The following is a 24166-nucleotide window of genomic DNA, read 5'->3' as shown; positions in this document are numbered from 1 at the left end:
TCCGATCCTCAGATCGGATAATGTCCTGGCTGCGACGCCACCGTGATCCATCGCAAATCGGTAAATTCGTTGATGCCGGCCTTCCCGCCGAAGCGGCCATAGCCAGACGCCTTGACGCCGCCAAAGGGCATCTGCGCCTCATCGTGCACCGTGGGGCCGTTGACATGGCAGATGCCGCTTTCGATCCGCCGGGCGACCTCCATCGCGCGGGCGGCGTCCCGGCCAAAGACGGCCGCGGACAGGCCATACTCGGTATCGTTGGCGACACGGACCGCCTCATCAAGGCCGCGCACCCGCACCATGCAGGCAACCGGGCCGAAGCTTTCCTCGCTGTAGATCCGCATTGCCGGCGTGACATGGTCGAGCACAGTCGCATCCATGAGCGTCCCGACCGCGCGCCCGCCGGCAAGCAGGCGGGCACCCTTCGAGACAGCATCCTCGATCAGGCCATTGACTCGATTGACCGCTTCAATGCCGATCATCGAGCCGAGCGGTGAATTACTCTGGCGCGGATCACCGGCAACGAGCGTCGAGGCCTTGCTGGCAAACTGATCGGCAAAGCTGTCGGCCACCGCCTCGTCGACTACGATCCTTTCGGTCGACATGCAGATCTGACCCTGGTTCATGAATGCGCCGAAGGCGGCAGCTTTCACAGCTTCGCCTATATCGGCGTCATCGAGAACGACGAAAGGCGCCTTGCCCCCGAGCTCGAGCAAGACGGGCTTCAGGTGGCTGGCGCAGACCTCGGCGATAATCCGTCCGACGCGGGTTGAACCGGTGAAATTGATGCGGCGCACCGCCGGATGGGCGATTATCTTTTCGACGATCGTCGCGGCATCGGCAGGTGCATTGGTGAGCACGTTGATGACACCCTCGCCAAGACCCGCCTCCTGTAATGTCTCACCGATCAGGTGATGCGTCTTCGGGCAAAGCTCCGAGGCCTTGAGGATGACGGTGTTGCCGCAGGCGAGCGGCAGGGCGATAGCGCGCACGCCGAGAATGACAGGGGCATTCCAGGGCGCGATGCCGAGAACGACGCCAGCCGGCTGCCGCACGCCCATCGCCAACAGGCCAGGCTTGTCGGAGGGAATGACCTCGCCGGTGATCTGGGTGCACATGGCGGCGGCTTCACGCAGCATATTGGCGGCGAGGTAAACGTTGAAGCCTGCCCAGCCGGCAGTGGCCCCCGTTTCCTCCGCCATGGCGGCGATGAATTCGCCGGTGCGGGAATCCATGATATCTGCGGCTTTCGAAAGGCGCTTGCGGCGTTCGGTCGGTGCAAGCGCCGACCAGGCCGGAAAGGCTGCGGCTGCAACCGCAGCAACTGCATGTGCATCTTCCAGCGTTGCCGCTGCGGCCGTGGTTGCCGGTTGCCCGGTAATCGGGTTCAACCGTTCGAAAGTCGCGCCGTTCGAAGCCGGCAGGGCGCGGCCGCCAATGAGAAGCATCAGGTCAACCATATCGTTCCCTTTCAGATATGCGTCCGGTTTGCCTCGCAGAGGGATCGGCGCGATGATGTCTGCTGGTTTCCGGCATAGCCGGGACTCATTCGAATCCGGCGCTCACGCCAAGAGATCGATCTTTTTCATGGAAGTTCCTCGCCCCTATCACCTGAATTTCAGGCTCTCCTCAGCATTTAGTAGGAACCAATCGGCCGGGAAATTGAATGGATTTTTCTGGCATTTCGTTGCACTTTTCTATGATTTTCCGGCTAAGGATATCGCTGCGACCGGATATAACTCTGAGGCTCTTCATGGCTGAAAAATTGCTCGATATGCCGGCTCTGTCGGTCACCGCTTCGACGATTGCCGCCGGCCTCGGCAGCCAGACCTGGAGCCTCGGCGCCCGTGGCAACCGCCCCTTCTATCAAGCCTTCTTCGTCTCGCGCGGCCGGGCGACATTGTGCATCGAAGGCCAGGAGGAGCTTGAGCTTCCCGCACCTGCCGCGCTCTGGTTGCCGCGACGGGTATCGGGAACATTCGTTCTTGCTGCCGGCAGCGAGGGGGCAATGCTTTCGGCTGCCGAAGACTTTGTCTGGAGAACGGTCGATGACAGTCCGGCTGCCGCGCAACTGCATGACATGATCGAGCGCATCGCCGTCGCACGAGGCGACAATCTCCGGACACATGCAGGCGATATCGGGCGTGGCTTCGAGGTGATGACACAGGAGACGCAGGACCACCTTCCGGGAGGGGCCGCGATAGTCGGCGCCTATTTTTCGGTACTGCTGCTTTTGATATGGCGAGCCTCCGGTGCTTCGGTCCCGACCAAAACGTCGGGCACCGGCGCAACGACGCTGCAGCGCTTCCGGCAGATCGTCGAACTGCGCTACCGCGAGCAGCCGGCGATTGCCGAAATCGCGCGCGCCATGGGGATTACCTATGACCATCTGCACCGGGTCTGCATTGCCGGCACCGGCCGAAGACCGATGGAACTGATCCATGAACGGCAGATCGCCGAGGCAAAGCTCCGCCTCGGGCAATCGGAGCAATCCGTCGAACAAATCGGCTTCGGGCTCGGCTTTCGCGATCCCGCCTATTTCAGCCGTTTTTTTAAGAGCCGTGTCGGCGAACCGCCCGGCGCCTACCGGCGCCGGATTGCCGCGCAATCGGAGAAAGGCATCGCCCCGTCCTTTGCCGCCTGGCCGTAAGCCACCCGGACGACGCGGCTATCAGAACTGCCGCAACGTCCGCGTCAGCGCCTGGAGTTGCCTGAAACCCTCGTAGCGCTTCGCATGGAGATCGGCGATTGCGCCTTCTGCCGGTTGATAGGTCTCGTCAGCGGTGGAGAGTTTCGTCATTGCCGCACGCATGTCCGCAAACAGTCCGCCGGCAACCGCGCCGAGGATGGCCGCGCCAAGTAGGACGGGCTCTTCGGCCTTCGTCGCGACCACCGGCTTGCCGCTCGCATCGGCAAGCAACTGGCGCACGAAATCATGCTGGCCGGCGCCGCCACTGATGACGACATTATCGACAGTGACCCCGGCATCGGCCTGCGTGTCGATGATCTGCCTGAGGCCATAACCGATGCCGCAGAGCCCGGCAACATAAAGCGAAACCAGGCTGTCGAGATCTCTTTCCATATCGAGCCCGGCGACGACGGCACGGGCATGCGGATCAGCAAAGGGGGCGCGATTGCCAAGGAATTCCGGAACCACATGCAGACCGGTCGCGAGCTTGACGGCGTCAGAAGAGTGGCCCGCCTTCCGGGCCGCCATGTCGGCGAGCAGGACCGGCAGCGGCATACCATTGCGCTTCGATAGCTCCCTCGCCTCGGCTGCAGCCGGATGGAAGGAAAGCAGGTGGTCGATCGCGGCACCCGCTGCGCTCTGGCCGCCCTCGTTCAGCCACATGCCCGGCACCATCGCTGAATAATAGGGACCCCAGACGCCGGGCACGAAGGCCGGTTCTGACGTCGAGGTCATGGTGCAGGATGAAGTGCCGAAGACATAGCCGAGGTTGGCCTGCGGACCTGCCCCGATACCGACGGTGCCGATCCCGCCCGCATGGGCATCGATCAGGCCGGCAGCAACCGCCGTTCCCTCGACAAGGCCCAGTTCCCCGGCCGCAGCCGCCGTCAGGCCCTGGCCGAGCGCCGAACCCGGTTCGACGATCGCCTGGCCAATACGAGCAAAACCTTCATCGGCGAGTGCGCCGAGACCGATCTGGTGGAAGTAGGACGCATCCCACCGCTTCTCGTGGGCAAGATAGGTCCATTTGCAGGTGACTGTGCAGGTGGAGCGTGACAGATCGCCGGTCGCCCGCCAGGTCAGGAAATCCGCGAGATCGAAAAATTGCCAGGCAGCATCAAAGACCTGCGGGCGGTTTTCCTTCAGCCAGAGGATCTTCGGCGTTTCCATCTCGGGAGAGATACGGCCCCCGACATAACGCAGCACGTCGTGACCAAGCGTATTGATGCGCTCGGCCTGGGGGACGGCGCGATGGTCCATCCAGACGATGATATTGCGGTCCGGATCTTCGGACGGGCCGACGGGAAGCGGCTTGCCTCCATCGCCAAGCACGACGAGTGAGCAGGTTGCGTCGAAACCGAGACCCGCCACGGAGGCCGGATCGATGCCGCTTGCGGCGACGACCTCGCGGACGGCAGCGCATACCGCTGTCCAGATCTCGGTGCTCGACTGCTCGACGATCGAGCCGGTTTCGTAAAACAGGGTGATATCCCGTTTGGCGGATGCAAGCATCCGGCCCTCAAGGTCGAACAGGCCCGCGCGGGCGCTGCCGGTGCCGACATCGACACCGATGACATGTTTGGCACCCGCTAATGGCGTGTGTGAAGTGTCGCTCATGATCTCTCGATTCAAATCGGCAGTTTCAGGTTCTAGAGCATGCCCGTTTTTTTAGAATGACAGGCACGCTCTATCTCTTTGTTTTCATGCAATTCCGGACGCAAAACCGCTACACGCTTTTGCTGGAATTGCTCTAGAACAATCCGAGGTCGGATTTTCTACCTCAGAGGTCGACGCTGTTCGGCAGGATGACCAGATCTCGGACCGTCACGTTGCGCGGCCGTGACAGCATGAAGAGCACGGCATCGGCCACTTCCTTCGGCTGCATCAGGCTGCCATTGGCAAGCGCCTCTTCCATCTTGGCCTTCGGCCAGTCGTCGAGCAGAGCGGTGACCACCGGTCCCGGGAGCACGGCGCCGACGCGCACGCCATGTTGGGCAACCTGACGGCGGGTCGAGTGGACAAAGGCCTGAACGGCGAATTTCGAGGCCGTATAGATCGGCTCCCAGACAACGGGCACCACGCCGGCAATCGAGCTCGTGAAAAGAATGTCGCCGGACTTCTGGGCGATCATGTGCGGCAGTACCGCGTGAACAGAGCGGAAGGCTGCATTGATGTTGAGGTTGAGCATTCGATCCCAGGCATCCGGATCGCCTTCGGCGACCTGGCCGCCGATATAGGCGCCGGCATTGGCGTGGAAGATGTCGAGCCGGCCGGCCAATTCCAGAATGCGCGGCAGCATGCCGGAAACCTGCGGACCATCGAGAAGATCGACGACGAGTGGCAGGGCGCCCGCGCCGATCTCCTTGCAGAGCGCTTCGAGCTTGTCCTTGGCACGGTCGATGAGCACGACGGTTGCGCCTTCGGCATGGAGCGTACGGGCGCACTCCAGGCCGATACCCGATGCTGCACCGGTAATGGCGGCAACCTTGCCCTTCATGAGATCAGTCATGCGAATACTCCTTGAGAATGCGTAATCAGGCGCGGCCGTGGCTGACACGGGACCGGCGGGCAAGCGAATCGACGATGACGGCGATCGCGAGAACGGCACCTGTGATCATGTAGCGAAGCGACGAGCTGAGATTGAGAAGCGTCAGCCCATTGGAGATCGCCTGGATGACGATGATGCCGAGCAGGGCTGAATAAGCGCTGCCGCGGCCGCCGAACAGGCTGGTGCCGCCGATGACCGCAGCCGCGATCGCGTTGAGGTTCACGTCCCCCGTGCCGGCCTGCTGGCTGGAGGAGGCAAGCCGCGAAGCGGAAAGAATGCCGCCGATCGTGGCAAGCGTCGAGCAGAGCACGAAGGCGCTCAAGTAGATGCGGCGCACATTGATGCCGGCGCGGCGCGCCGCTTCGCGATTGCCGCCGACGGCAAACATGGAGCGTCCCCATTTGGTTCGCGTCAGTGCATAATTGAGAACTACGGCGATGGCGACGAAGAGACCGAACATCCACGGCACGCCACGGCCGAGATTGAGATAGTAGACTGCAAATTCGAGAGCCGCCGTCAGCACGATCGCCTTGATCGCCAGCGCGCCGATCGGCGGTGAGGACAGGTTCGATGCCTGACGTTGTCGGCGCTTGCGCATTTCATTGACGACAAGGGTGACACCCGGCAGCAAGGCCAGCAGATAGGAAAGCCAGTCGGGCATGACGAGAATCTGGCCGAAGCGGACGAGCGGCGAGACATAGGGCAGATTGATGCTGCCTGTCGGCCCGAGGATATAAAGCTGCATGCCGAGCAGCGCGAGCAGGCCGGCAAGCGTGGCCACGAAGCTCGGCATGCCGAGCCTGTTGTAGAGCACCGCATAGAGCGAGCCCACGACGATGCCGGCGACGATCGCAACCAGGATCGCAAGCGGAATCGGCCAGCCCATATTGACCCAGAGCACACCGAGGATGGCGGAAGAAAGCCCACTCATCGAGCCTACAGACAGGTCGATTTCTCCGAGCATCAGGACGCAGACGATGCCGAGCGAGATCACCCCGACGGTGGCGCAGTCAAAGAGCAGGTTGACGAGATTGTTCGGCGCGAGAAAGACCGGATTGAGCAGCGAAAAGACCGTCGAAATGACGATCAGACCGACAAATACCGGCAGCATGCCAAGGTCGCCTGAGCGCACGCGGTCGAAGAAGGCCTTGACCATCCCGGTGATATTATCGTCGTGGCGCACGCGTTCGTCGCTGCGGTCGAGGGCAGCCGGCTGGCTGATAGTCTCTGACATCTTCTGGCTCATGCGGGCCTCCCGCTGGTTTCATGAGTGGCGCCCGTCTTGCGGTCGAGCCGGCGGGACACAGCGTTTTCAGTGGCGCCGGTAATCGCAGCGACGAGATCCTGATTGGAAGAGTCGGGCGTGAAGACACCGTTGTTGCGACCGAGGCGCAGCACGACGATGCGGTCGGCAACCGCGCGCACATCTTCCATGTTGTGGCTGATGATAATGACGCCGAGGCCGCGTTCGCGCACACGCTCGATAAGGTTCAGCACTTCCGCGGTCTGGGCAACGCCGAGTGCAGCGGTCGGCTCGTCGAGCATGATGATCTTCGGATCGAGCAGCAGCGAGCGGGCGATGGCAACCGTCTGGCGCTGGCCACCGGAGAGTGAAGCGATCGGTTCGCGCACGGAGGGAATGCGGGCGGCAAGTTCCCTCAGCAGCGTCCAGGCGCGCACTTCCATCGCCACCTCGTCGAGGCCCCAGGGAGAAAGTTCGTGCCCGAGGAAGAGATTGGCCACAACGTCGAGGTTTTCGCAGAGTGCCAAATCCTGGAAGACGGTGGCAATGCCGAGTTCCAGAGCCTTGCCGGGACTATCGAGCGTAACGTTCTGGCCACAGAATTCGATCGTTCCGGACGAGGGCTGATGCACACCCGCCAGAACCTTGATGAGCGTCGACTTGCCGGCACCGTTATCGCCGACCAGCGCCACGACCTCTCCGGCCTTTACCTCCAGCTCGATATCGGTCAGCGCCGAAACCGCGCCGAAATGCTTGGAAATGTTGCTCAACCGGAGGATCGTCTGACCCTTCTCCGGCATATCCTTCACGACCCTGCTCATGGGTGCTGCCTTTCCTGCCATGGGTCATCCGGCCGCGGCAAGCGCGGCCGGATCTCACTCAAGCGCGTTTAGTTGGTGATGCCAAGCTTCTTGCAGCCTTCGGCATATTCGCCAGTGCAGATCTGCTCGGGCGTCTGGATCTTCTTGTCGAAGATTTCAGCCTTGATGTTCTCGGCCGTAACGACGGCGGGAATGAACAGTTCCGATGGCGTGTTGTAGAGGGTCGTCTTGGCCTCGGGCTTTTCGCCCTTGATCATCTTGACCGCCACGTTGGCAGCAGCTGCTGCGACGATTTCCGACGGCTTGGAAATCGTGTTGTACTGGTCGCCGGAAATGATGAGCTGAAGGGCTGCGATCGTGGCGTCATTGCCGGTGACCGGCGGGACCGGCTTCACGCCGGCGGCCTTGAAGGCGGCAATCGCACCACCGGCCGTGCCGTCGTTGGCGGCGACAACGCCCTTGATGTCGGCGCCGAAGCGGGTGATCTGGCCGGCTGCCCATTCCTGTGCCTTCGGCGGCGCCCATTCCGGCGTGTCATATTCGGCAAGTGTCTTGTAGGCCGATTCCTTCAGGCCGCGATGGATGCCGTCGCGGATCAGGCCGGCGGCCGCATCGGTCGGCGAGCCGTTGATTTCGAGGACACCCGCACCATCGGCAACGCCTGCAGCCTTCAGATGCTCGACGAGCGACTTGGCAATCGCATAGCCGATGCCTTCATTGTCGAAGGAAACATAGTAGTCAGCGGGCTTGTCCGGGATCGGGCGGTCATAGGCGATGACCTTGACGTCCTGCGACTGAGCAATCTCGACGAGGCCCGCGGCCGCGGCGGAATCAACCGGATCGAGAACAACCACCTTGGCGCCCTGAGCGATCACCGAGTTGAACTGCTGCTGCTGCAGCGAGGCATCGGCGTTCGCGTTCTGATAGATCACCGTGCACTTCGGGCAAAGCTTTTCCATCTCGGCCTTGAAGCCCGGGAAATCGTGCTGCTCATAGCGGGTGGATGCCTGATCGGGCATCAGGAAAGCGACTGTCGCGGCTTCCTGAGCCGAGGCGGCACCGGCAAGACCCATGAAAACGGTCGCCGACGCCATAAGCAAATTGCGATAATTCATTTTCTCCTCCTTGGTGTGATCGAAAGACAGGTCCAGGCATTGCTGGAAGTCGCCACGGTTCGCCCGCTCGCCGCCGCCTTCGCCGCCATGAAAACGACGAGCAAAGCGCCCCTGCAAAAGCACAATCTCTCCGCAGCTTCTTAGAAATACCTCCCTGTGCCAACTTTTCCGGTTGGCTTGTATCATCGATTGCGCAAGCTTGCTCAATCGATGAAGCAAGAATTGCCACTTCTGCCGATTGATGTCAAGTTATCGCCAAACGGAGAAGGATATTTTGAATCAGGTAAAGCAGGCGAAGAGGACGACGATTTACGATCTGGCGGAGCTTGCCGGCACGTCTGCCAGCGCCGTCAGCGCCGTGCTCAACGGCAACTGGAAGAAGCGCAGGATCAGTGTTCAGCTTGCCGAAAAGATCATGCGGATCGCCGAGGAGCAGGGTTATGCACTGAACATGCAGGCAAGCCTGCTCAGGCGCGAAAAGTCCCACATTATCGGCATGATCGTGCCCAAATACGATAACCGCTATTTCGGCTCGATCGTCGAAACCTTCGAAGACATGGCGCGTGCGCGCGGCCTCTTCCCAATCATCACCTGCACGCGGCGTGACCCCCAGCTGGAGGTCGAGGCGGCGCGCACCATGCTCTCCTATCAGGTGGAATGCCTGATCGCGACTGGCGCGACCGATCCCGACCGGATCACTGAAATGTGCGCGGCCGCAGGGGTGCGCAGCCTCAATCTCGATCTGCCCGGAGCCCTTGCCCCGTCGGTCATCTCGGACAATTTCGCCGGCGCGCGCGAGCTGACGCGCCGCATATTGAAGAATAGCGAGCAGAGGCTCGGCAAGATGGAGCCGCTGCTCTTCATCGGCGGCCGCGGCAGCGACCACAACACGGCCGAGCGTATCCGCGGTTTTCGTAAAGCCCATGCCGACCTTGACGTCGCCGTGCACGAAGAGAACATCCTCGCCTGCGGCTACGCGCCGGAAAAGGCCGAAAAGGCGCTGGACGAACGCGCCCTTGGCGGCAATGCCCTGCCCAAAGGCATGTTCGTCAATTCGACGATCTCGCTCGAAGGTGTCATGCGCTGGATCCGCCGCTCCGGCCATCTCGACGACCGCAGCCTGGTGCTCGGCTGCTTCGACTGGGACCCGTTCGTCACCCTGCTCGGCAACGGCATCGAGATGGTGCGCCAGGATGTGCCGGGCATGCTGACGAAAGTATTCGAGCTCATCGAATCCGGAGCGAACAAACCAGTCGTCATCCAGGTGCCGCCGCTCATCCCGGAAGCGCAAGAAGCGTAAGCGTCTTTTCCCGTAGAATCGAATTGTCGTTTCCCGGTTCTTCTTCGATGATCGTATGGGATACCGCCTTTTTCAACTGTGATAGATTTTCGAGGAATTCCAATGGCTGGAACTATTTTTCTCGCCGGAGCGACCGGCGTAATCGGATACAAGCTTCTGCCCATGCTGGTGGACGCCGGTTTTGTCGTCTATGGCACGACCCGCAAGCCGGAGCGTCAGGACGACATCCGCCAAGCTGGCGCTACACCAGTCGTCGTCGATGTCTTCGATGCGGCAGCGCTGATCGAGGCTGTGCGTCAGACAAAACCTGGTATCGTTATCCATCAGCTGACCGATCTTCCCCATGGCCTGGACCCGGCGCTGATGGAAGAAGGGCGCGTCCGAAATGCCCGGCTGCGCGAAGTAGGGACGAAAAACCTTGTCGACGCCGCCGTTGCAGCCCGGGCGGAGCGGCTGATTTCGCAGAGCATAGCCTGGGTCTACCAGCAGGGGGCAGCACCGCTTACCGAGGAGACGCCGCTACAGGAGAGCGCGGTCGCGATCCGGACGCTGGAGACATTGACGCTTACAACGCCTGGCATTGCAGGCACGGTGCTACGATACGGCCTGCTCTATGGGCCGGGAACCGGCTCCGATGCACCCAATGGGCCCATTAGCTTGCATGTTGAAGATGCTGCCCGTGCTGCCCTGCTCGCCGTTCAGAGAGCCCCAACCGGTGCCTTCAATATCGTCGATGATGGCGGGCCGGTATCCAATGCCAAGGCAGGATCGGTATTGGGTTGGTTTCCGAAGAGCCGAACCGACAACGGGTAATTCTCTACCGTTTGATCGTAGGCGTGGACTTTCGCAATACGCCGCTTTGGGGATGTTGACGTCAGGAAATTCGCTTTCTATTGGGAAGTTGTCGACCCATTGCGGCGGCAATAACAGGCGTCCGGCCATACGAGGTGACCGGGCGCTTTTTCATTGAGAAATCAAGCCTATTTCACCGCTTCCGGCGCGAAGCGGGCATAGAGTGCGTGGCGATTGCCGGGATAGACGAAGCGCACGTGCGTGACCGGGCCTGATTTGTTCCACGTACGGCGTTCGACGACGAGGCACGCGGTCGCCTCGGGGATGGAAAGCATGGCGCCTTCCTCTTCATCGACGCCGATCGCAAAGATCTTGTGTTCGGCCGCGCTCCAGGGAACCTGGCTCAGGAGCCAGGGGCCGGGCGCAGTCTCGTCGAACGCTTCACCGGCTGCCTCCGGCACCGTCTGAAGATTGATCAATCTCTTTTCCAGGCAGAAGGGCTGTGCTCCGGCATAGTGGGTGCAGATGATCTCGATTAGACTCGAATTCTGCTGCAGGTCCAGCATCTGCCGATCCTGCGCCTGCGCCTTCCTGCGAACACGCTTTGCGACCTTGTAGGAATAGGCGAGATTGAGGGACTGGACTTCCGCCTTGATATCGTGGATTTCGAGCACCGCGGATTGTGCCTGCGGCTGAATGACGAAGCTGCCGGACTTCTTGCGCCGCTCGATGAGACCGGCCTTCACCAGCTGGGTCAGCGCCTTGTTCACCGTCATGCGGGAGCAGTCGTACTGCTTCGTCAGCTCCACCTCGAACGGAATGCGGTAGCCCGGCGGCCATTCGCCCGAGACGATACGACCCTCGATATCGCTGAGGATGCGCTGGTGTAAGGTCGTTTCCTTGGGTTCGTTCATCGTCACGCTCCGGCTCCTCTCCCGCTGTAACGCCTGGGAGGCGCCGAGGAAAGATCGTCATGCCGCCAGCAGCTCCTTCATGGCGGCAGTGTAACGGCGGTCAATCAGGTCGCGCCGCAGATGACGGCCATTTTCGACCTGCTTACGGCCCCGCGCCCAGACGCCGTCGACCGCCACACCGCCGGCAAAGATCCAGTGGTCGAGAAGCCGGTCCTCGGAAAGATAGGAAACGGCGCTGTTGTCGAGCGATACGATATCGGCATAGTTGCCGGCGGTCAGGCCAGCTGGCGCCTTCAGCGCCACACCGCCGCCGACAAGCGCGTGTTCGAAAAGGGCCAGGCCTGTGGAGCCGCCGGTTGCGGCGATGATATTGCGGGCACGCAATGCCAGACGCTCCGAATATTCGAGCTGACGAAGTTCCTCGGCAATCGAAATCAGGATATTGGAATCCGAACCGATGCCGAAGCGCCCGCTTTCCGACAGGAAAAGTGGGGCGGAAAATGTGCCATCGCCGAGATTGGCTTCGGTAATAGGGCAAAGGCCGGCAATGGCGCCGCTTTTCGCCATCCGGCGCGTTTCCTCATCGGTCATGTGGGTTGCGTGAATGAGGCACCAGCGCTGATCGACTGGTGCGTGGTCGAGCAGCCATTGGACAGGTCTTGCGCCGGACCAGGCGAGGCAATCCTCGACCTCCTTGACTTGTTCGGCGACGTGAATGTGGATGGGGCCGTCACCGGCGAGCCCAACGGCAACGGAGAGTTCGTCCGGTGTGACCGCACGCAGGCTGTGGGGCGCGACACCGATCTCTGCGCCATCAAGCCGGCTCGTGACCTGCCGGCAGCCATCCATCAGCTTCGCAAATTCATCGGCAGAATTGATGAAGCGGCGCTGTCCCTCGATAGGCGCGGCTCCGCCGAAACCGGAATGGGCGTAGAGCACCGGCAACAGCGTCAATCCGATGCCGGTCTGCGCACTTGCCGCACCGATGCGCTCCGCCATTTCAGCGATATTGGCATAGGAGCCGCCGTCCTTGTCGTGATGCAGGTAGTGGAACTCACCGACGCGGCAGAAGCCGGCTTCCAGCATTTCCATATAGAGCTTGGCGGCCACAGCCTCGACGTGATCGGGCGTCATCGACAGGGCAAACTTGTACATGACGGTACGCCAGCTCCAGAAGCTGTCATTGGCCGGGCCGCGGACTTCGGCTAGCCCCGCCATCGCGCGCTGAAAGGCATGACTATGAAGGTTCGGCATCGCCGGCAACAACACGCCATGGCGCTCGTCATCGGCATCCGGCGCGACATCCGCCTCGATCGCGGCTATCCGGCCGTCAGCGAGCGTCAGGCGCACGTTCTTGCGCCAGCCTTCGGCCAGCAAAGCCGTCGCCGCGTAAAGTCTCGTCATGATCGCTCTCCCGTTTTCTGTTTGGCCCGTCCGCTTGTCTTTATGCGAAAGGCCATAAATTTCTACTTGTCACCCTTTCGATTATGTATATACATATTCGGCCATAAGGAAAGGCGTAAAGCTGATGAGTGGGAACAAATTTTCCGGGTCGGGCCACAGTTCCAGTACCCGCTTGCTTTGGCGCAATGCGCGCCTGGCGACGCTGCGGGCGGATCTGCAGGGTCTTGGCATTATCGAAAAAGGCGCCGTCGTTTGCGATGGCGGGCGCATCCTTTTTGCCGGACCGGAAGGCGAACTGCCATCCTGGCTGATCGAGGCAGCCGAGATTACCGATCTCGAAGGTCGCTGGGTCACGCCCGGCCTCGTCGATTGCCACACGCATATCGTCTATGGCGGCAATCGCGCCCGCGAATTCGAGATGCGGCTCGTAGGCGCGACCTATGAAGAGATTGCGCGCGCCGGCGGCGGCATCGTCTCCTCCGTGAAGGCGACCAATGTGCTCTCCGTCGAAGGCCTTGTCGAGGCGGCGCTGCCGCGGCTCGACACGCTGATTTCCGAAGGTGTCACCACGATCGAGGTCAAATCTGGTTACGGACTGAATATCGATGCGGAGCTGAAGATGCTGCGCGCTGCCCGCGCGCTCGAAAAGCTGCGTCCCGTGCGCGTCGTCACTTCCTATCTCGGAGCCCATGCGACGCCCATCGAATACACGGGACGGAACCAGGATTACATTTCCGACGTCGTCCTGCCGGGACTGGAGCGCGCACGCGCGGAAGGCCTGGTCGATGCCGTCGACGGCTTCTGCGAAGGCATCGCCTTTTCGGTCGACGAGATAAGGCGCGTCTTCGACAAGGCTCGTTCGCTCGGGATTCCCGTCAAGCTTCATGCCGAGCAGCTCTCCAATCTCGGCGGCGCGAAACTCGCGGCCTCCTATGGTGCGCTTTCGGCCGATCATCTGGAATATCTGGATGAAGATGGCGCGCGGGCAATGGCGGCGGCCGGCACCGTTGCCGTCCTGCTTCCGGGCGCCTTCTATGCGATCAACGAAAAGCAGAAGCCGCCGGTTCAGGCGCTGCGGCAGGCTGGCGCGCATATCGCGATCGCTACCGACAGCAACCCCGGCACTTCGCCCCTCACCTCTCTGCTGCTCACCATGAACATGTCGGCGACACTGTTCAGGCTGACCGTGGAAGAATGTATTGCCGGGGCGACGCGCGAGGGCGCCCGCGCGCTCGGGCTGCTTGACGAAACCGGTACGATCGAAGCCGGCAAGTCTGCCGATCTGGCAATCTGGAATATCGAGAGCCCTGCCGAGCTCGTCTACCGCATCGGCTTCAACCCGCTTCACGCACATATCTTCAAGGGCCAGAGGATCGACCGATGACCATCACCCTGCATCCCGGCTCCGTTTCGCTTCGGGACCTCGCGACCATCTACTGGACCGGCGTTCCGGCTAAGCTCGATCCGTCCTTCGACGCCGGTATCGTCAAAGCTGCCAGCCGCATCGCCGAGATCGCCGCCGGCAATGCGCCTGTTTACGGCATCAATACCGGCTTTGGTAAGCTTGCCTCGATCAAGATCGACAGCGCCGATGTGGCGACGCTCCAGCGCAACCTCATTCTCTCCCATTGCTGCGGCGTCGGCGAGCCTCTGCCGGAAAATGTCGTGCGCCTCATCATGGCGTTGAAGCTGGTTTCGCTCGGTCGCGGCGCCTCCGGCGTGCGGCTGGAACTCGTGCGGCTGATCGAGGCGATGATGGCACGCGGCGTCATCCCGGTCATTCCGGAAAAGGGGTCGGTTGGCGCTTCCGGCGATCTTGCTCCGCTTGCCCATATGACGGCCGTGATGATGGGCCACGGCGAAGCTTTCTTCAACGGCGAAAGGCTTCATGGCGCAACCGCCCTTCTGAAGGCCGGCTTGCAGCCCGTCGTACTCGCCGCCAAGGAAGGTCTGGCGCTCATCAACGGTACGCAGACCTCGACGGCTCTGGCGCTCGCCGGTCTGTTTCGCGCTCACCGGGCGGCGCAATCGGCGCTCATAACTGGCGCCATGTCGACAGATGCGGCCATGGGCTCGTCTGCCCCTTTCCATCCGGATATCCATACGCTGCGCGGCCATCGCGGCCAGATCGATACGGCAGCCGCCCTGCGCGCTCTCCTTGAGGACTCGCCAATCCGCCAGAGCCATATCGAGGGCGACGAGCGCGTTCAGGATCCCTATTGCATCCGCTGCCAGCCGCAGGTCGACGGCGCCTGCCTCGATCTATTGCGCTCGGTTGCCCGCACCTTGGAAATCGAAGCCAATGCGGTGACCGACAATCCCCTGGTGCTCTCTGACAATTCCGTCGTCTCCGGCGGCAATTTCCATGCCGAACCCGTTGCCTTCGCGGCCGACCAGATTGCGCTTGCGATCTGCGAGATCGGCGCGATTGCGCAGCGTCGTATCGCCCTGCTCGTCGATCCCGCTCTCTCCTATGGCCTGCCTGCCTTTCTCGCCAAGAAGCCGGGCCTGAATTCCGGCCTTATGATCGCAGAGGTCACGTCGGCAGCACTGATGAGCGAAAACAAGCAGATGTCGCATCCGGCATCTGTCGACTCGACGCCCACATCGGCCAATCAGGAGGACCATGTCTCCATGGCCTGCCACGGTGCGCGCCGGCTCCTGCCGATGAGCGAAAATCTCTTCGCGATCATCGGCATCGAGGCACTGAGCGCCGCGCAAGGGGTTGAGCTTCGCGCGCCGCTTGCAACCAGCCCGGAGCTCGAGAAAGCGATTGCCGCTATCCGTGTCGTCGTGCCGCCGCTGGAGGAGGATCGCTATATGGCGAATGATCTGAAGGCGGCTGCCATGCTCATTGCAGGTGGCGGTCTCAACGCGTCCGTTTCAAGCGGCATCCTGCCCGCTCTGGAGGTCTGACATGTCCGTTTTCGAGGTCAAGCAAGGCACCTCACCCGTCATCCTCGGCTTTCCCCATACCGGCACCGAGGTCCCGCCTGATATCTGGGAGCGCCTGAACGAAAATGGTCGGCTGCTTGCCGATACCGACTGGCACATCCACCAGCTTTATGACGGGCTGCTCGACAAGCCGACCACCGTGCGCGCCACGTTCCATCGGTACGTGATCGATGCGAACAGAGATCCGTCCGGTACGAGCCTCTATCCCGGCCAGAACACGACCGGGCTGATCCCGGAGACGGATTTCGACGGCAAGACGATCTGGAAGGATGGCGCGGCTCCGACCGAGGACGATATCGCCAAGCGGCTGCGCGATTTCCATGCGCCCTACCATGCCGCCCTGGCGGCCGAGATCGAGCGGGTGAAATCCATTCACGGCATCGCCGTTCTCTATGATTGCCACTCGATCCGCTCCCATATTCCCTTCCTCTTCGAGGGCAAGCTGCCGGATTTCAATATCGGCACGGATATGGGCAAGACCTGTGATCGGATGATCGAAGAGGCGACCATCGCCATCGCATCGGCGGCAGCAGGCTACGACAGCATCCTGAACGGCCGCTTCAAGGGTGGCTGGACAACGCGCCATTACGGCAGGCCGGAAGCCGGCGTCCATGCCATCCAGATGGAGCTCGCCCAATCCACGCATCTTGCAAGCGAAGCGCCGCCCTTCGCCTATGACACCGAAAAAGCCGACAATCTGCGCATCCATCTCAAATCCATTCTGACGCGGATCGAAGAGATCGCGCTCGGTCTGAAACGCTAAACAAGGGAACATCATCATGACCGTAAACCCGCGCCACAATATCCGCGAGATCCGCGCCCCCCGCGGGCCAGAGCTCAACGCCAAGAGCTGGATGACTGAAGCGCCGCTGCGTATGCTCATGAACAATCTCGACCCTGACGTTGCCGAAAACCCGCATGAGCTCGTCGTCTATGGCGGTATCGGCCGTGCCGCGCGCACCTGGGACGATTTCGACCGCATCGCTGCCACCCTGAAGACGCTGAACGAGGACGAGACGCTGCTCGTGCAGTCCGGCAAGCCAGTCGGCGTGTTCCGCACCCACAAGGATGCGCCGCGCGTGCTGATCGCCAATTCCAATCTCGTGCCGCACTGGGCGACCTGGGATCATTTCAACGAACTCGACAAGAAGGGGCTTGCCATGTACGGCCAGATGACGGCCGGCTCATGGATCTATATCGGCACGCAGGGCATCGTGCAGGGCACTTATGAGACCTTCGTCGAGGCCGGGCGCCAGCACTATAATGGCGATCTCAAGGGTAAATGGATCCTGACCGGCGGGCTCGGCGGTATGGGCGGCGCCCAGCCGCTTGCCGCCGTCATGGCCGGCGCCTGCTGCCTTGCCGTCGAATGCGACGAAACCCGCATCGATTTCCGCCTGCGCACCCGCTATGTCGACGAAAAGGCTCATACGCTGGACGAGGCGCTGGAGAAGATCGAGCGCTGGACCAAGGCCGGCGAAGCAAAGTCGGTCGGCCTCGTCGGCAATGCCGCTGAAATCTTCCCGGAACTGGTGGCCCGCATGAAGGCTGGCGGCCCGCGTCCGGATATCGTCACCGACCAGACTTCGGCGCATGATCCGCGCAACGGCTACCTGCCGGTCGGCTGGACGGTTGCGGAAGCCAAGGCGAAGCGCGAAACCGATCCGAAGGCCGTGGAAGCGGCAGCCCGCGCCTCGATGAAGGCGCATGTCGAAGCCATGGTCGCCTTCTGGGACGCCGGTGTGCCGACGCTCGATTATGGCAATAACATCCGCCAGGTCGCCAAGGACGAAGGCCTGGAAAACGCCTTCGCCTTCCCCGGCTTCGTACCGGCCTATATCCGCCCGCTCTTCTGCCGTGGCATCGGTCCGTTCCGCTGGGCGGCCCTGTCTGGCGATCCGGAAGATATTTACAAGACCGATGCCAAGGTGAAGGAGCTGTTGCCGGACAATAAGCACCTGCACAACTGGCTCGACATGGCGAAGGAGCGCATCGCCTTCCAGGGACTGCCGGCGCGCATCTGCTGGGTCGGTCTGGGCGACCGCCACAAACTCGGCCTTGCCTTCAACGAGATGGTCAGGAACGGCGAACTCAAGGCGCCTGTCGTCATCGGCCGCGACCATCTGGATTCCGGTTCCGTCGCCTCGCCGAACCGCGAAACGGAAGCGATGAAGGACGGCTCTGATGCGGTGTCCGACTGGCCGCTCCTGAACGCGCTGCTCAACACCGCATCGGGCGCCACCTGGGTATCACTGCACCACGGCGGCGGCGTCGGCATGGGCTTCTCGCAGCATTCCGGCATGGTCATCTGCGCCGACGGCACTGACGATGCGGCTCGCCGTCTCGAACGCGTTCTCTGGAATGATCCGGCAACCGGCGTCATGCGCCACGCCGATGCCGGCTATGACATCGCCATCGACTGCGCCAAAGAAAAGGGCCTTCGCCTGCCCGGCATCCTTGGAAACTGAGCCATGAGGGTCCTGCGCGCCGCCGATCACAAGCGCATGGAGTGGAAGAACGGTGGTGGCGAAACGGTGGAAATCGCGATTTCGCCACCGGGCGCAAGGCTCGCCGACTTTGACTGGCGAGTCAGCATGGCGACAGTTGCCACCAATGGGCCCTTCTCCGTCTTTCCAGGCATCGACCGCACGCTGTCGATCCTGGAGGGCAATGGCATGCGGCTCTTTATCGAAGGGCGTTCACCGGTGCTCCTGACGCAGGAAAGCGATCCGCTTATCTTTCCGGCAGATGTACCCATTACCGCCGAACTGACCGATGGCGGAATCACCGATCTCAATGTGATGACCAGACGGGACAAGCTCCGGCATACCGTGCTGCGCCTCGTCGTCGACGGGCGGCAAGGACTGTCTTTGACAGGCGGAGAGTCGCTTCTCCTTTGCCATCGCGGGCAAATGGACATTGATCTTGCGAATGACAAGATCGCTCTCGCCGCCGGCGATGCGCTGCTGCTCGAAGAGGCTGGTGGTGAATCCCTGCAACTGCGCGGCGATGGCCTGCTCTACGCGATCACCATCGCAGCGATCTGACGACGTCTATCCCGCCGCAGCGGCATTATAATGTCTAGACAAAACAAGGCGGGCATGCGTTAAATACATTTAATGGGCACCCAGCAAGGGCGCCTAAAATAAGAGCAGGGAACTTCGGATCATGAAAAAAACAGGGATTTTTGCCGCTGCCTTTGCTGCGGTCCTCGCCGCAACAGCCGCCCACGCCACAGATACGAAGGTTGCGATCGGCATTTCCGGCTGGACCGGCTTCGCGCCGCTGACGCTCGCCAAGGAAGCCGGCATCTTCAAGAAGCATGGGCTCGATGTCACCATTACCAAAGTGCCTCAGGCGAGCCGGCATCTGGCGCTCGCCTCCGGCGACATCCAGTGCGCCGCAACCACGGTGGAAACCTGGATCGTCTGGAACGCAGCCGGCGTTGCAACCACGCAGATCTTCCAGCTCGATGTTTCGCATGGCGCAGATGGCATTGCAGCAAAGCCCGGTATCGAAAAGATATCAGATCTCAAGGGCAAATCGGTCGCTGCCTCCGCGCCTGGCACGTCCCCCTATTTCCTGCTCGCCTTCATTCTCGCCAAGAACGGCCTCAGCGTGAAGGATGTGAAGGTCGTCAACATGGAGCCGGGTCCGGCAGCCCAGGCGCTGCTTGCCGGCCAGAACGATGCTGCTGTCACCTATGAGCCCTATCTTTCCAGCATTCGAAATGCGCCGGACAAGGGCAAGATCATTGCCACGACCCTCGACTATCCCGCCGTCATGGACACGTTCGGCTGCACCACCGCTTTCCTGAAGAACAATCCGGAGGCCGCCAAGGCGCTCGCTGCGAGCTATTACGACGCGCTTGAAATGATCAAGACCGACAAGGATAAGTCCTTTGAGATCATGGGCAAGGATGTGAAGCAGTCCGGCAAGGAATTCGGCGAATCGGCCGCCTATCTCGAATGGCAGGACAAGGCCGCGGCCCAGAACTTCTTCAAGACCACCTTCAAGAGCTTCAATGAGGAGGCAGCAGATCTTCTGCTGCAGGCTGGCGTCATCAAGGCAAAACCGGACCTTTCGACGCTCGCCGACCCCTCCTTCATTCAATAACAGGCACAAATGCAGGGAGCGCCCAAGTGAGCGCTCCCTGTTTTCCGGCAAGGCACTGCATGCGTCCACTTCAACCTATTGGCTCGGGCAGCCGGCTGCTCTTCGGCCTGTTGTTCTTCGTTGTCTTCTTCGCCGCGTGGGGCTATGCAACGCTTGGCGGCTATGTGTCGAAGACCTTTCTTGCCGATCCGATCACCATGGTGCAGGACGGCTATGACCTGCTCGTCAACCAAGGTTTCCTCTTCGATATCGGCATGACGGTCTGGCGTGTCGTTGGCGGTTTCATCCTCTCGGCGCTGGTCGCCGTGCCGCTCGGCATCCTGATGGGTGCTTATAAGCCGATCGAAGCATTGCTCGAACCCTTTGTCTCCTTCGCACGCTATCTGCCGGCATCGGCCTTCGTGCCACTGCTCATTCTGTGGGCCGGCATCGGCGAGACGCAGAAACTGCTCGTCATCTTCATCGGCGCCGTTTTCCAGATCGTTCTCATGGTCGCGGTTGCCGTGTCCGGCACCCGGCGCGATCTCGTCGAGGCCGCCTATACGCTCGGAGCCGGCGATAACGGCGTCGTGCGCCGCGTACTCATTCCGGCAAACGCACCCGATATTGCCGAAATCCTGCGCCTCGTACTCGGCTGGGCCTGGACCTATGTCATCGTCGCCGAACTGATCGGGGCTTCGTCCGGCATCGGCTACATGATCATCAACAGCCAGGCGCTGCTTGCCACCGGCCAGATCATTTTCGGCATCATCGTCATCGGGCTGATCGGCCTCATTTCCGACTTTGCCTTCAAATGGCTGAACCGATGGCTCTTTGCGTGGAGGCTCGCATGAGCGAACTCGTCATCAAGGGCGTGAGCCGCACTTTTCCCGGCGTACGCGGCGGCTTACCAACGCTCGCCTTGCAGCCGACCGATCTCGCCATCGCCAAAAACGATTTTGTGACGGTGCTTGGCCCCTCCGGCTGCGGAAAATCGACGCTGCTGCGCATTATCGCCGGCCTCGACTTCCCCTCGACAGGCACGGTCACACTGGAAGGGCGCGAGGTGAAGGGACCGGGCGCCGATCGCGGTATGGTCTTCCAATCCTATACGCTTTTTCCCTGGCTGACGGTGCGCGACAACATTGCCTTCGGCCTGCGCGAAAAGGGTATGGCGGAGAAAGACAAGAACGAGATCGTCGCAAGCTACGTCGCCAAGGTCGGCTTGCGCGGCTTCGAAAATCATTGGCCCAAGCAACTGTCCGGCGGCATGCAGCAAAGAACCGCGATTGCCCGGGCGCTCGCCAACAATCCGAAGATCCTGTTGCTCGACGAACCCTTCGGCGCGCTCGACAATCAGACGCGCGGCTTGATGCAGGAATTGCTGCTCGGCATCTGGGAACGGGAGCAGAAGACCGTGATCTTCGTCACGCACGACATCGAGGAGGCCGTCTTCATGGCATCACGCGTCGTCACGATGACGGCGCGTCCCGGAAAGATCAAATCGATCACGCCGGTCAACCTTCCGCATCCGCGCCATTACACGATCAAGGCAAGCCCCGAATTTTCGGAATTGCGCCTCAAGCTGACGGAAGATATTCGCAGCGAAGCGATTGCCGCCGCCGAACACGGATAACCGTTAGCTAGTATATACAACCAGCCTACTCCTCGAAGATCTTGCCGCTGCGCGTTTCCAGCCGGTAGCGGTTTCCTGGATAGACGAGGCGCGCCATGGAGACGACCTGGCGGGCCGACCAGGTCCGGCGGCGGATCGCAAGGCAGGGCTCGTTCTGCAGGATGGTCAGGAACTTGCATTCCCAGGCCCGCGGCGTCACCGCTTCGACGATATGTTCCGAGCCGCTCAAGGGAGCGGCCGCCGTCAAATAGGCATTCGGCGTCAGTGTCGAAAAATCCTGCATCAGGTAGTCAGGTGCGGCGCCCGGATTGACGAAGCGGTCCTCGATCTGGACAGGAACACCATTCTCGCTGTGAACGATCAGCGAGTGGAAAACCGGCGCACCGATGGCAAGCTCGAGTGCATCAGCAATGTCGGGAGATGCCGCTTCCTCGGCCAGAACGATGACATCGGCCTCATGCATATGGCCGCGCTCGGCAATCTCGTCGGCGATGTTGCGCACCTCGAAAAGTGCCGAATGACCCTTGCGTTCGGCAACGAAGGATCCGACTCCTTGGATGCGCACGAGCTCGCCTTCATTCGCCAGCTCGCGCAGCGCCCGGTTGGCGGTCATCTTGGAGACACCGAGCTCCACCACCAGCTCGTTTTCAGAGGGCACGCGATAGCGTGGGGGCCATTCACCGCTGCGGATCCGGTCGAGAATAACCTGCTTGACGCCGGCATAGAGGGGCGCACTATCGTTTTCCGCCAGCTCACGTTTCATCTCGTTGGGACGCTTCATTGCCTATTCCCTTTGCAAGAATGGAATCTGCCCTTTAATCCGACTTTCCTCTTGCATATCACAAAATTTTTCATATGGTACCCTATACAACCTGCCGATCTGAAATTGAATAGCGGATCAAGGTGGGCAAGCCGGCGAAGATCGGCATTCATGCCGCAAGGTCTGTCCAATCTCAGAGGAGATCACATTAATGAAGCTCAGCACTGCTATTCTTTCCTGCGCGCTGACGGCAGCCGCCTTTGCAGGCCCGGCTGCCGCCAAGGACTGGACGAAGGCGACCATCACGCTCGAAGGCGCCTACGCTCCCTGGAACCTCACCAATGCCGACGGCACGCTCGGCGGCTTCGAACCGGAACTCGCCAAGGTTCTGTGCGAACGCGCCAAAATCGAATGCACGCTCGTCGCATCCGACTGGGACGGCATGATCCCGGCGCTGAACGCCGGCAAGTTCGACGTCATCATGGACGCGCTGTCGATCACCGATGAGCGCAAGCAGGTCATCGACTTCACAGTCCCCTATGCCGCGACACCGGCAGCCTTCGCCACCGCCAAAGACAGCCCGCTCGCTAACGCGGCCGGTACCGGCGCGACGATCAAGATGACGCCGGGCCAGACCGGCGTGAAGGAAATCGAAGCTCTGAAGGAAGCCTTCAAAGGCAAGACGATCGGCATCCAGGCGGCTACCGTCTATGCCAAGTTCGTCTATGACAATTTCGGCAGCATCGCCGAAATCCGCGAATACAAGACGGGGGCCGACCGCGACCTCGATCTGCAGAACGGCCGTATCGACCTCGGCTTCGACGACGCCGTCTACTTCGCCAACGCCTTTGCATCTGCCAACGACACGCTCGCCTTCACCGGTCCGGAGATCGTCGGCTCGATCTGGGGCGAAGGCGAGGGTCTCGGCATCCGCAAGGCCGATACGGACCTGCGCGACAAGTTCAGTGAGGCGATCAAGTCCGCACTTGCCGACGGCACGGTCAAGAACCTGTCCATGAAGTGGTTTAAGGTCGACGTCAGCCCGCAGAACTAAGCTTTCGACATAAAGCCGCGTTCCGTGGTCTCCGCTTTCCGATCGGAGACCACGTGCTATTCTGACTGCCCCTCATCACGACGAAGACAGCGCTGGGAAGGCCCATGGCGACACTCGAACTCATTGGTTTCGGTTCAACCGGATGGGGGGCGTTCCTCCTCCTCGGTGCCCTGCTGACGCTCTGCGTCACCGCCACGGCCCTGGCGATCGGGGCCGTACTCGGCGCGATCATCGCGGCCGCGAAACTCTCCGGCAATGTCATGCTCACCACGATCGGCCATGTCTACACCACGGTCTTTCGCGGCGTGCCGGAACTGCTCATCATCTACCTCATCTATTTCGGCGGCTCTTCGGCGGTAACCGCGATCGGCCAGTCGATGGGCTATGAGGGTTTCCTCGGCTTGCCGTCCTTTGCCGCTGGTGCGCTTGCCGTCGGCATCATCTCCGGTGCCTATCAGGCCGAAGTCTATCGTGGCGCCTATCTTGCCATTTCCAAAGGCGAGCTTGAGGCCGCGTCGGCAATTGGCATGCATCGCGGCCTCAGATTCCGCCGCATTATCATTCCGCAGGTGCTGCGCCTTGCCATTCCCGGTCTCGGCAACGTCTGGCAGTTGAGCCTGAAAGATTCGGCGCTGATTTCGGTTACCGGACTTGCCGAGCTGATGCGCTCGAGCCAGGTCGCCGCCGGTTCGACCCGGCAATATTTCCTCTTCTTCATCGTCGGCGGCGCGCTCTATCTGATCCTGACCAGCCTGTCGGATCGCGTCTTCAACGGCGCCGAGCGCAAGGCCAATCGCAGCATGCCGGCCTCGGCCATGGGTCAGGCATAGGGAGGGATCA

General features: G+C 61.3%; 22 protein-coding genes. 13 read left to right on the top strand and 9 right to left on the bottom strand.

The features are described 5' to 3' along the window. Positions 1-8: 8 nt before the first annotated feature. The gene (locus tag FHX08_RS21390; RefSeq protein WP_184327613.1) at positions 9-1460 is read right to left on the bottom strand and encodes an aldehyde dehydrogenase; all 1452 of its coding nucleotides are present in this window, start codon (positions 1458-1460) and stop codon (positions 9-11) included. A gap of 293 nt (positions 1461-1753) precedes the next feature. Between FHX08_RS21390 and FHX08_RS21385 the strand changes: the two genes are divergently transcribed. After that, the gene (locus FHX08_RS21385) at positions 1754-2650 is read left to right on the top strand and encodes a helix-turn-helix domain-containing protein (RefSeq protein ID WP_132656589.1); all 897 of its coding nucleotides are present in this window, start codon (positions 1754-1756) and stop codon (positions 2648-2650) included. A 21-nt stretch (positions 2651-2671) separates the two neighbouring features. Here the strand turns inward: FHX08_RS21385 and FHX08_RS21380 are convergent, their stop codons facing one another. The 5 genes from FHX08_RS21380 to FHX08_RS21360 form a co-directional block, all read right to left on the bottom strand. Next, positions 2672-4306, bottom strand: a complete 1635-nt coding sequence (locus FHX08_RS21380; protein ID WP_132656588.1) for an FGGY-family carbohydrate kinase — start codon at positions 4304-4306, stop codon at positions 2672-2674. 163 nt (positions 4307-4469) lie between these two features. Then, positions 4470-5198, bottom strand: coding sequence for an SDR family oxidoreductase (locus FHX08_RS21375; RefSeq protein ID WP_132656587.1), 729 nt, complete (start codon positions 5196-5198; stop codon positions 4470-4472). Positions 5199-5223: 25 nt separating this feature from the next. Then, positions 5224-6483, bottom strand: a complete 1260-nt coding sequence (locus FHX08_RS21370) for a sugar ABC transporter permease (RefSeq protein WP_132656586.1) — start codon at positions 6481-6483, stop codon at positions 5224-5226. Next, on the bottom strand, positions 6480-7301 hold the full coding sequence (locus tag FHX08_RS21365) for an ATP-binding cassette domain-containing protein (protein ID WP_207896886.1): 822 nt from the start codon (positions 7299-7301) through the stop codon (positions 6480-6482). Before FHX08_RS21365 ends, FHX08_RS21370 begins: the two co-directional genes overlap by 4 nt. A 68-nt stretch (positions 7302-7369) precedes the next feature. Then, the gene (locus FHX08_RS21360) at positions 7370-8416 is read right to left on the bottom strand and encodes a sugar ABC transporter substrate-binding protein (RefSeq protein ID WP_132656585.1); all 1047 of its coding nucleotides are present in this window, start codon (positions 8414-8416) and stop codon (positions 7370-7372) included. A gap of 274 nt (positions 8417-8690) precedes the next feature. Here FHX08_RS21360 and FHX08_RS21355 point away from each other — a divergent pair, with 274 nt between their 5' ends. Together FHX08_RS21355 and FHX08_RS21350 are read left to right on the top strand one after the other, a co-directional pair. Continuing rightward, positions 8691-9716 (top strand): substrate-binding domain-containing protein, encoded by a 1026-nt coding sequence (locus FHX08_RS21355; protein WP_132656584.1) that lies wholly within the window; start codon positions 8691-8693, stop codon positions 9714-9716. A gap of 102 nt (positions 9717-9818) precedes the next feature. Continuing rightward, the gene (locus tag FHX08_RS21350) at positions 9819-10529 is read left to right on the top strand and encodes an NAD(P)-dependent oxidoreductase (RefSeq protein ID WP_132656583.1); all 711 of its coding nucleotides are present in this window, start codon (positions 9819-9821) and stop codon (positions 10527-10529) included. Between the two features lie 167 nt (positions 10530-10696). Here the strand turns inward: FHX08_RS21350 and hutC (FHX08_RS21345) are convergent, their stop codons facing one another. After that, on the bottom strand, positions 10697-11422 hold the full coding sequence (gene hutC / locus FHX08_RS21345; RefSeq protein ID WP_132656582.1) for a histidine utilization repressor: 726 nt from the start codon (positions 11420-11422) through the stop codon (positions 10697-10699). Between the two features lie 57 nt (positions 11423-11479). Beyond that, the gene (locus FHX08_RS21340; RefSeq protein WP_132656581.1) at positions 11480-12826 is read right to left on the bottom strand and encodes a formimidoylglutamate deiminase; all 1347 of its coding nucleotides are present in this window, start codon (positions 12824-12826) and stop codon (positions 11480-11482) included. Between the two features lie 124 nt (positions 12827-12950). Here FHX08_RS21340 and hutI point away from each other — a divergent pair, with 124 nt between their 5' ends. From hutI to FHX08_RS21300, 8 genes are all read left to right on the top strand, one after another. Then, positions 12951-14210, top strand: a complete 1260-nt coding sequence (hutI, locus tag FHX08_RS21335) for an imidazolonepropionase (RefSeq protein WP_132656580.1) — start codon at positions 12951-12953, stop codon at positions 14208-14210. Further along, on the top strand, positions 14207-15742 hold the full coding sequence (gene hutH, locus FHX08_RS21330) for a histidine ammonia-lyase (RefSeq protein WP_132656579.1): 1536 nt from the start codon (positions 14207-14209) through the stop codon (positions 15740-15742). Before hutI ends, hutH begins: the two co-directional genes overlap by 4 nt. A gap of 1 nt (position 15743) precedes the next feature. Then, positions 15744-16544 (top strand): N-formylglutamate deformylase, encoded by an 801-nt coding sequence (hutG, locus tag FHX08_RS21325; protein WP_132656578.1) that lies wholly within the window; start codon positions 15744-15746, stop codon positions 16542-16544. 16 nt (positions 16545-16560) lie between these two features. Further along, positions 16561-18249 carry a urocanate hydratase gene (gene hutU / locus FHX08_RS21320; protein WP_132656577.1) on the top strand — a complete coding sequence of 563 codons (1689 nt, stop codon included), beginning with the start codon at positions 16561-16563 and terminating at the stop codon, positions 18247-18249. A 3-nt stretch (positions 18250-18252) separates the two neighbouring features. Beyond that, the gene (locus tag FHX08_RS21315) at positions 18253-18828 is read left to right on the top strand and encodes a HutD family protein (RefSeq protein ID WP_132656576.1); all 576 of its coding nucleotides are present in this window, start codon (positions 18253-18255) and stop codon (positions 18826-18828) included. 121 nt (positions 18829-18949) lie between these two features. Next, positions 18950-19897: an ABC transporter substrate-binding protein gene (locus FHX08_RS21310; protein ID WP_132656575.1), complete on the top strand. Its 948-nt coding sequence runs from the start codon at positions 18950-18952 to the stop codon at positions 19895-19897. A 59-nt stretch (positions 19898-19956) separates the two neighbouring features. After that, entirely contained in the window at positions 19957-20730 is a 774-nt protein-coding gene (locus FHX08_RS21305; RefSeq protein WP_132656574.1) for an ABC transporter permease, read from the top strand. After that, complete coding sequence (locus tag FHX08_RS21300) at positions 20727-21512, top strand: ABC transporter ATP-binding protein (RefSeq protein WP_132656573.1); 786 nt, start codon at positions 20727-20729, stop codon at positions 21510-21512. Before FHX08_RS21305 ends, FHX08_RS21300 begins: the two co-directional genes overlap by 4 nt. 25 nt (positions 21513-21537) lie before the next feature. Here FHX08_RS21300 and hutC (FHX08_RS21295) read toward each other — a convergent pair whose 3' ends face one another. Further along, positions 21538-22293, bottom strand: a complete 756-nt coding sequence (gene hutC, locus FHX08_RS21295) for a histidine utilization repressor (protein ID WP_132656572.1) — start codon at positions 22291-22293, stop codon at positions 21538-21540. A gap of 190 nt (positions 22294-22483) precedes the next feature. Here hutC (FHX08_RS21295) and FHX08_RS21290 point away from each other — a divergent pair, with 190 nt between their 5' ends. Then, positions 22484-23326 carry a transporter substrate-binding domain-containing protein gene (locus FHX08_RS21290; protein WP_132656571.1) on the top strand — a complete coding sequence of 281 codons (843 nt, stop codon included), beginning with the start codon at positions 22484-22486 and terminating at the stop codon, positions 23324-23326. A 104-nt stretch (positions 23327-23430) separates the two neighbouring features. Then, positions 23431-24156 carry an ABC transporter permease gene (locus FHX08_RS21285; RefSeq protein ID WP_132656570.1) on the top strand — a complete coding sequence of 242 codons (726 nt, stop codon included), beginning with the start codon at positions 23431-23433 and terminating at the stop codon, positions 24154-24156. The last annotated feature ends 10 nt before the right edge of the window (positions 24157-24166 follow it).

It is taken from the genome of Rhizobium sp. BK529, assembly GCF_014194105.1.
In the GTDB taxonomy this organism is placed as follows: domain Bacteria; phylum Pseudomonadota; class Alphaproteobacteria; order Rhizobiales; family Rhizobiaceae; genus Rhizobium.
This window is presented reverse-complemented; position numbering and strand designations above follow the sequence as displayed.